The organism is uncultured Sanguibacteroides sp. (genome assembly GCF_900543425.1).
GTDB lineage: Bacteria > Bacteroidota > Bacteroidia > Bacteroidales > Marinifilaceae > Gabonibacter.
In genome coordinates this window covers 1-8,535 of the sequence record NZ_UQRQ01000044.1, presented here as the reverse complement: position 1 = coordinate 8,535, position 8,535 = coordinate 1, and the positions used below count along the sequence as shown (strand labels likewise).

Here is an 8,535-nt window from a genome sequence, read left to right as displayed (position 1 = left end):
TCGGTCATGCCGGAGACGTAATCGGTAACGGTTTGAATTTTTGTATAGATACTATCGTCTTGATGTACTTTGTATTGCTCAGGCATAATAGATAATATATTTCGGGCGTAATAGGTTCCCGGCTTTAGGACGGCGTCGATATATTCTTTAAGGATAGTAGCCAATATTTTGAATCCGGCGATTTGGATTTGGGTTACGATATTGGTATGGTATATGCGGGAATAGGCCAAATCGGTACAGGCATCATAGGCTATTTTGTCGGTACCGGAAAGGTGTTGTATCAGAGAGCCTTTAAAGGTGCCGCTCATGATCGCTTCGTAGTTCTTACAGAAAACGTCGGTACAGGCATTAATCAATTTGTTGATGATTCCGGCTCGTAAAAAAGCGATACATTCATTTTTATCGGTAACTATTTTGAATGTTTTGGCTATGGTTTTCAGATCTTCTTTATCCTCTTCCTTGTCGTAGAAATTTAATAATACTTTGGTAGTTTCATCGTAAGATAATATTTTCAGCTTATGAGAATCTTCGATATCCATGATTTGGTAACAGATATCATCTGCGGCTTCGACCAGATATACCAAGGGATGACGTACAAATTGAAGAGGTTTTTCGTGAAGTTGAACGAGTCCTAATTCTTCGGCAATTTCCCGGTAAATCTCTTTTTCACTTTGAAAAAAGCCGTATTTATGTCCTTTAACGGCAGCTTTGGATTCGAAGGGATATTTAACGATGGAGGCTAATGTGGTATATGTCATGGTATATCCTCCGGGCCGACGGCCGTTGAAGTTATGAGTTAATAACCTGAAAGCATTCGCATTCCCTTCAAAATGACTGATATCTGCCCATTCTTCATCCGTGAGTAATTTTTTAAGGTATTGCCCCTCTCCATCTATAAAGAAGTAAGATATAGCCTCCTCTCCGGAATGGCCGAAAGGGGGATTCCCTAAATCATGGGCCAGGCAAGCCGTACTGACGATTGTTCCGATTTCTTCTAAGATTTCAGGATTTTCTAATGTTTCTCTTTGCTTTACAAACTGAGCGATTTTAATGCCCAAGGAACGGCCTACGCTGGCTACTTCCAGGCTATGAGTAAGTCTGTTATGCACGAATATATTTCCCGGTAACGGAAATACCTGAGTCTTATTTTGTAATCGTCTGAAGGGAGAAGAGAAAATCAAACGATCGTAGTCCCTTTGGAATTGTGAACGATCGTGAGAACGAAATAGGGAGGGAGCACTTCCCGGTTGATACCGTCTGGCAGATATAAGTTTATTCCAATCCATAGTAAAAAATTTAGATGATGCTTAATCAATTGATAAGTATCACTTACAAAAATAGCAATAAAAAAAGAGGAAGCTAATTTAAGCTTCCTCTTTTCTTTTTATTTTTGGATAAAATGGAAATGACTACCGAATCGTTCAAAAGCTGCTTTGTCCAGCTCTTCCTGATGGTCTGGATGGGCGATGCCAATAAGAGCTTTTGCCCTTTGTTGTAGTGTTTTTCCATATAAATCGGCTGCTCCGAATTCCGTTACGATGTAATGAACATCAAAGCGAGTCGTAACGACCCCGGCTCCGTTTAATAAGGTCGGGGTAATTTTGCTCACCCCTTTATTGGTTACGGATGGTAAGGCGATGATAGGTTTACCTCCTTCGCTGGCGGCTGCTCCGCGAATGAAATCCAATTGACCGCCGCAACCGCTGTAAAATTTACAACCGATGGAGTCGGCATTCACTTGTCCGGTAATATCGACGGATAAGGCTGAATTAATAGCTGTCATCTTAGGTTGTTGGGCGATAATGAAGGGATCGTTGGTATAACCTACGTCCATCATAGCTACGGCCGGGTTATCATCGATAAAATCATATACTTCTTTAGAACCCATTAAGAAAGTGGATACGATCTTTCCTTTATTGAGTTTTTTATTTAGGTTATTGATTACTCCTTTGGCATAGAGGGGTAATACTCCGTCCGCGAACATCTCGGTATGAATACCCAGGTTTTTATGATTTCCCAATTGAGAAAGAACGGCATTCGGGATAGCTCCGATCCCCATTTGCAGGGTAGCCCCGTCTTCGATTAAGGCGGCACAGTTTTTTCCGATTTTGATATCCTCTTCTGTTAAAACAGCCGGATGTGCTTCGATTAGCGGCGTGTTATCCTCGCAGAATACATCGATATCCGATAATTTGATGATAGCATCACCCCACGCTCTGGGTACATTCGGATTGATAACGGCAATAACTGTTTTGGCGTTTTGTACGGCAGCCAAGGTCGCATCGACGGAGGTTCCCATAGATACGTACCCGTGTTTGTCAGGAGGACATACCTGAATCATGGCTACATCTATCGGATGAATTCCGCTACGGATTAATTTTTGAGTTTCACTCAGGTGAACAGGAACATAATCGGCATAACCGGCTTGAGTCGGTTTGCGAACGTTGCTTCCCACGAAATAGGATTCGAGAAGGAAAACACCTTCGAATTCGGCTTCGGCATAGGGAGCACTTCCTTCCGTGTGCAGGTGTTGTATTCTAACACCTTTTAATTCTCCTGCACGACCTCTGTTACAAAGGGCCTGAATCAATCCTTGCGGAGCACAGGCAACACTGTGAATGTGAATTCGATCACCCGATTTCACTACTTTTACAGCTTCTTCAAATGATACTGTTTTTATTCCTTGATACATAATGATTTATTTTATCTTAATGTCTTATGATTTATAGCTGTTCTTCTTTATTATCGAGGGCGCAAGTTAGCAACACTCTTTTAATTAAACAATTTTTTCTGTAATTAAAAAAGTGCTTTTGAAGGCTAATATTGAAGGGGATTTATATTAATTCGGCAAGGATTAATTTTCCAATAAAAAGGTAGATATTTAATCCGATGATATCATTGGTTAACGTGATGAAAGGACCGGTCGCCAAAGCCGGGTCTATACTGATTCTATTGAGTAGTAAAGGGAAGGCCGTACCGAACAAGGAGGCAAAAATAATTACCGTAAAGAGCGAAATCGTTACCGTGAGCGGCATGGCAAAAGAGTTCATATTGAAACAAAGGGTGAGTACAAAAATAATAGAGGAACATATGGTGGCGTTGATCAAAGCTCCTCCTATTTCCTTGGTGATATTTTGAAAAATGTTTTTTACCCCGAGAGAGTTGGAAGCCAATCCTTTTACGACGATAGCAGAAGATTGTATACCTACGTTTCCTCCCATGGCCGTAATAACGGGGATAAACATGGCTGTTGCCGGGAAAAGGGCGATATCCGCCTCGTAGAACGAGATCATATAGGCAGCCAGCATCCCCCCGAAAAGGCCTATGATTAACCAGGGGAGACGAGCCTTCGTCTGATCCCATATCGTGTCCGAAGATTCCACGTCTTGGGTGATACCGGACATCATATGATAATCTTTTTCGGCCTCTTCGCGGATAACATCCACGACGTCGTCGATCGTAATCCGACCTACCAGGCGTCCTATGGAATCGACGACCGGAATAGCCACCAAATCGTATTTTTGCATGATCCGTCCTACTGATTCGGCGGATTCATCCGTGTTAACGAAAATGACGTCAGGATTGTATAGTTTGTTTATTTTGGTCGACGTCGGGGACAAGATCATCTTTTTTAATGATAATCTTCCTTTTAGCACGTTGTCGTCGTCAACGACATACACGTAGAAAATTTCTCCGATATTTTCGGCTTGTCTGCTGAGCTCCCGAAGGCAAGTCAGTACAGTCCAGTTTTCATTGACGGCAACAAGTTCTTTACCCATTAGACCACCGGCCGTATCTTCGTCGTAATGCAACAGATCGACAATATCTCCGGCCTGTTCCAGATCCTCTATGTGAGAAAGTACTTCGTGTTGTTGTTCGTCGGGCATGCTTCCCACCAAGTCCGCCGCATCGTCCGAATCCATATTGTCGATGAAACGTTTGGCAATGATTTCCGGGGGAAAGGATTCGATAAAACGTTTGCGTTCGTCCTCTTCCAGTTCTGTTAATACGTCACCGGCTAATTCGTTATCAAGAAGTAAGAATAAGAATTGAGCCTGTTTGTTATCGAGTTCTTCTAAAATTTCGGCTATATCGGCAGGATGAAGGGATTCTACTATTTTAGAAGCTCCCTCTTTATCGTTCGCGTTGATGATTTCTTCTAATTTAGTAAGAAACTCGTTGGTCAATTCAAATTGTTGCATGCTCGTCAGGTCAATTATAAGTTGTTCTCTATAGCTTTACATAGTGTAATGAAATCTTCCACGCTAAGCTGTTCCGGTCGCAAATTTAACATATCGGAAGTAAATTCCGACGGCAAAATCGGTTTTAATGAATTTCGGAGTGTTTTTCTCCTTTGGTTGAAACCGGTTTTTACAACATTAAAAAACAGTTGCTCCTTGCAATCCAATTTTTCTCTTTGGTTCCGTGTCAGACGGATGACAGCGGATTTTACTTTGGGAGGGGGATCAAATACCTGTTCATTCACGGTAAAAAGGTACTCTATATGATAAAAAGTTTGCAAGAAAACACTTAGTATTCCGTATGTTTTGTTTCCATGAGAAGCACTGATCCGTTCGGCAACCTCTTTTTGTATCATGCAGACAACCTGTGGAATGCAGTCTCTGTTTTCGATAACTCTAAAAAAAATCTGCGACGAGATATTATAAGGTAAATTTCCGATAATTGAAAAAGGTTCTTTATAAAAAAGAGTAAGATCCGTTTTGAGGAAATCTCCGTAAATAATTTGTTCTTTTTGCCGCGGAAAGGTATCGTGGAGATAGTTTACGGATTCCTGGTCAATATCGATGGCCAATACTGAAAATCGGTCGTCTTTTAGTAAATATTGGGTTAGGACACCCATTCCCGGTCCTATTTCCAACACATTTGTCGTTATGGGAAGAAGACTGTCCGTAATCTTTCGAGCAATATTTTGATCTTTTAGGAAATGTTGTCCTAAGTATTTTTTAGCTTTTACAATGCTCATCTGTTCATGTTGTGTTAAAAGTAATGCACTTACATTATTTAATGACTTTCTCCTCCCTAATTTTTCAACTTCCGATTAATAATGTACATTTGCAATCGACTTACAAAATAATCATTTTATTTTGATTTGAAGAAATTATTAAAGTGTGAACTTTATCTAAAGTGAATGGATGAAACCTATATATAAGCAAATAATAAAGTTTTTTGCTTTTTTTGCCGTAACGATTTTCTTGTTCTGGTTGGTATACCGGGATCAGAATCCGGCAGATCTGATGAAGGTATTGCGTGAAGATGTAAATTATACTTGGGTATGGATCGGAGTGGTGTTGGGTATTCTTAGTCACGTCAGTCGGGCTATGCGTTGGCAATTATTGACCCGGTCCATGGGCTATAAGATCTCTTTCATGAATAGTTTTATGGGAGTTATGATCGGGTATTTTGCCAACTTGGCAATCCCCCGGATGGGAGAATTTACCCGTTGCGGGGTAGTAACCAAATATGAACACGTACCTTTTTCCAAATTATTGGGTACGGTCGTCACGGAACGGATATTTGATATGATGATGTTGCTGTTGTTGACTTTGGTCGTGATTTTATCTCAATTTGGACAGGTAGTACGTTTTTTAGATAATAACGAGGGTATACAGGAAAAGTTGTACGGCTTGCTGACTTCGGGTTGGATTTGGGCTATTGGCTTTTTATTCGTTATATTATTGATTGTATTGATCTGGCTGGTTCGGAAAGGTGTTTTTTCGTCACGGATACATAAGTTTTTATCCGGTTTGAAAGAGGGAATTCTGGCCGTAAAGGGAGTAGACAATAAATGGTTGTTTATAGCACATACCGTTTTTATTTGGTTGATGTATTTTTTAATGCTGTATGTCTGTTTTTTCTGTTTCAAGTTTACTTCCGGTTTAAACATGCTGGTTGGTTTAACCGTATTTGTCATCTCCAGCTATGGAATGGTTGCTCCGGTTCAGGGAGGTGTCGGTGCGTGGCATTTTATGGTTGTGGCTGCTTTGATGTTGTATTTGCCGAATACTCCTGAAATGGAAAGTCTGGCTAAGACTTTTGCCTTGTTGTCTCATGGGGCTATGACCCTGTTGTATATCGTAATGGGAGTTTTATGTATGCTGTACTTGCCTATCTACAATCGGAATCGCTAACTGTTAATGAGCAAAATAACAATGGAATTCATTCAGAAATATTTTACCGGATTAAACGATTTGCAAACGAAACAATTGGAACAATTGGAAGGATTGTACCGGGAGTGGAATGAAAAAATAAATGTCGTATCCAGAAAAGATATCGACGAACTGGAAATTCATCACGTATTGCACTCTATGGCGATTGCGAAAATTATCTCTTTCAAACCGGGAACTCGGGTTATGGATGTCGGTACCGGTGGTGGCTTTCCGGGAATCCCTCTGGCTATTCTTTTTCCTGAAACGGAATTTTTTTTAGTAGATTCGATTGGCAAGAAGATTAAAGTGGTTCGGGAAATTGCGGCAGCTTTAGGACTTAAGAACGTAAAAGCGGAACAACTTCGGGTTGAAGAGGTAAAAGAGAAATTTGATTTTATCGTAAGTAGGGCGGTTACGGCATTTCCGACTTTTTTAGCTTGGACACGCAATCGTATTCGAAGAGGAGGAAATAACGAATTACCGAACGGAATTCTTTATATAAAAGGAGGGGATTTTGAGGAAGAGATAAAATCATATAAAAATAAGATCCGTATATATAATATCCCGGATTTTTTTAAAGAAGAGTTTTTTGCAACAAAAAAAATAATTTACATGCAATTGCCTTAAATTATTTCTTAACAATTTGGGAATAAAGATAATTCTTTTTAATTTTGTGCAGATTATACTTTCCACCTGGTTCATGCCGGGTGATTTAACTTACTTATTGATAATTATCCATAACGTAATTATATGTACGATATTTTAGAACTGAATGAGAAATTACTTTCAGATTTGCGTCAAATTGCAAAAGATCTGAATGTTAAAAGGGTTGAATCCTATAAAAAGAAGGAGCTGATATATAAGATTTTGGATCAGCAGGCTATGGTAGCTACGGAAGAGACGGCTCCCGTTGAACCGAAAGAAAAAAAGCCCAGAGTGCGGGTTATACGGGGAGGAGTTCAAAAAGTGGGAGATTCCAATGGAGGAATGCAAAGGTTTAATAAGAAAGACAACAGATCCCAGAATCAACCCCAAAAGGAGGAGGCAAAAGAGAGTCCAGTGTCGGTAGAAGCAGAGAAGAAAGAAGAGCCGCAGGTTATTAATGTTATCCATAGCGATATCTTGGATAAGGATATAGTTCTGAATCGTACGGAGAGTGGTGTAATTGTTGAAAACAAAAAAGAGGAAGTTGAGGAGGTAGTCCCTGAGGAGAAGAAGATAGAGAACACTCCGGAAAATAAACGAGGAAACAAGTCTAATCGTAAGTTCATGGATCGCCGGAATAAAAGGCCGGAAAATAATGAACAGCCGGTAAGCGTGGAGCCCGCTATACCAGAGGAGAAGAAAGAAGAAAAAAGTAAAGAAAATTTTCCGGCTAAACAGGATCGGGTATCCAAGTTTGTAAAGAAGGCTAAACGCTACGAGAAAGATAACGAGGCTTTGCAGGAAGTTGTCGAAGATGATATCGTGTTGGATGAGCCGGAAGTTGATATCGTGCCCGAATTGGAGCAGGAACCCGTGTTTGAAAATCCGATGATAGAGGCGGAAGAGAAGCGTGAGAACGTGAATAAAATGCGGTTTGACAAAAGAGATAAATATTATGAGTTTGAAGGTATTATTTTAAATTCCGGAGTGTTGGAAATTATGCCCGACGGTTACGGTTTTTTACGTTCTTCGGATTATAATTACCTGAACTCACCGGATGATATATACGTGTCGCAGAGCCAAATTAAGCTTTTTGGTCTCTCTACCGGAGATACGGTTGAAGGAACGGTACGACCGCCTAAAGAAGGGGAGAAATATTTCCCTTTGATAAAGGTGGAAAAAATCAACGGGAAGTCTCCGGAAGCCGTTCGGGATCGTATACCGTTTGATCATCTTACTCCTCTTTTCCCGAATGAAAAATTTAATTTGACCGGAAACGGACGTGCTACCATTTCCACCCGGGTGGTAGATATGTTTGCTCCTATCGGTAAAGGGCAACGCGGGTTGATTGTTGCTCAGCCTAAGACCGGTAAGACCATGTTATTGAAAGAAATTGCCAATGCTATTTCTGCTAATCACCCGGAGGTTTATTTGATTATATTATTGATAGACGAACGTCCGGAAGAGGTTACGGATATGGCCCGGAACGTAAACGCGGAGGTTATCTCCTCGACGTTCGACGAACCGGCAGAACGCCACGTGAAGGTAGCTAATATCGTGTTGGAAAAGGCGAAACGTATGGTAGAGTGCGGTCATGATGTTGTCATCCTTTTGGATTCCATCACTCGTTTGGCCCGTGCTTATAATACCGTTTCCCCGGCTTCCGGTAAGGTGCTTTCCGGTGGTGTGGATGCAAATGCATTGCATAAGCCGAAGCGTTTCT

Annotated in this window: 7 protein-coding genes; 3 read left to right on the top strand and 4 right to left on the bottom strand. The window is 40.8% G+C overall.

Translation table 11 applies throughout. The annotated features are described in order from the left end of the window. The 4 genes from dgt to rsmA all read right to left on the bottom strand — a co-directional run. A partial coding sequence (dgt, locus tag QZR76_RS13875) for a dGTP triphosphohydrolase (protein ID WP_294143397.1) occupies window positions 1-1,286 on the bottom strand: 1,286 nt, incomplete at its 3' end. 98 nt (window positions 1,287-1,384) lie between these two features. Next, window positions 1,385-2,692 (bottom strand): acetyl-CoA hydrolase/transferase C-terminal domain-containing protein, encoded by a 1,308-nt coding sequence (locus tag QZR76_RS13870; protein WP_294143396.1) that lies wholly within the window; start codon window positions 2,690-2,692, stop codon window positions 1,385-1,387. A 142-nt stretch (window positions 2,693-2,834) separates the two neighbouring features. After that, on the bottom strand, window positions 2,835-4,202 hold the full coding sequence (gene mgtE / locus QZR76_RS13865) for a magnesium transporter (RefSeq protein ID WP_294143395.1): 1,368 nt from the start codon (window positions 4,200-4,202) through the stop codon (window positions 2,835-2,837). Window positions 4,203-4,216: 14 nt separating this feature from the next. After that, on the bottom strand, window positions 4,217-4,984 hold the full coding sequence (rsmA, locus tag QZR76_RS13860; protein ID WP_294143394.1) for a 16S rRNA (adenine(1518)-N(6)/adenine(1519)-N(6))-dimethyltransferase RsmA: 768 nt from the start codon (window positions 4,982-4,984) through the stop codon (window positions 4,217-4,219). 169 nt (window positions 4,985-5,153) lie between these two features. Between rsmA and QZR76_RS13855 the strand changes: the two genes are divergently transcribed. From QZR76_RS13855 to rho, 3 genes are all read left to right on the top strand, one after another. Further along, on the top strand, window positions 5,154-6,149 hold the full coding sequence (locus QZR76_RS13855) for a lysylphosphatidylglycerol synthase transmembrane domain-containing protein (RefSeq protein ID WP_294143393.1): 996 nt from the start codon (window positions 5,154-5,156) through the stop codon (window positions 6,147-6,149). Between the two features lie 21 nt (window positions 6,150-6,170). After that, complete coding sequence (gene rsmG, locus QZR76_RS13850; protein WP_294143398.1) at window positions 6,171-6,794, top strand: 16S rRNA (guanine(527)-N(7))-methyltransferase RsmG; 624 nt, start codon at window positions 6,171-6,173, stop codon at window positions 6,792-6,794. Window positions 6,795-6,917: 123 nt separating this feature from the next. Then, on the top strand, window positions 6,918-8,535 hold a 1,618-nt coding region (gene rho, locus QZR76_RS13845), incomplete at its 3' end, for a transcription termination factor Rho (protein ID WP_294143392.1).

Bases quoted from the DNA above. Each gene is read 5' to 3' on its own strand.
- QZR76_RS13855 (WP_294143393.1), top strand. From the start codon at position 5,154: ATGAAACCTATATATAAGCAAATAATAAAGTTTTTTGCTTTTTTTGCC.
- rsmA (WP_294143394.1), bottom strand. From the start codon at position 4,984: ATGAGCATTGTAAAAGCTAAAAAATACTTAGGACAACATTTCCTAAAA.
- rsmG (WP_294143398.1), top strand. From the start codon at position 6,171: ATGGAATTCATTCAGAAATATTTTACCGGATTAAACGATTTGCAAACG.
- QZR76_RS13870 (WP_294143396.1), bottom strand. From the start codon at position 2,692: ATGTATCAAGGAATAAAAACAGTATCATTTGAAGAAGCTGTAAAAGTA.
- mgtE (WP_294143395.1), bottom strand. From the start codon at position 4,202: ATGCAACAATTTGAATTGACCAACGAGTTTCTTACTAAATTAGAAGAA.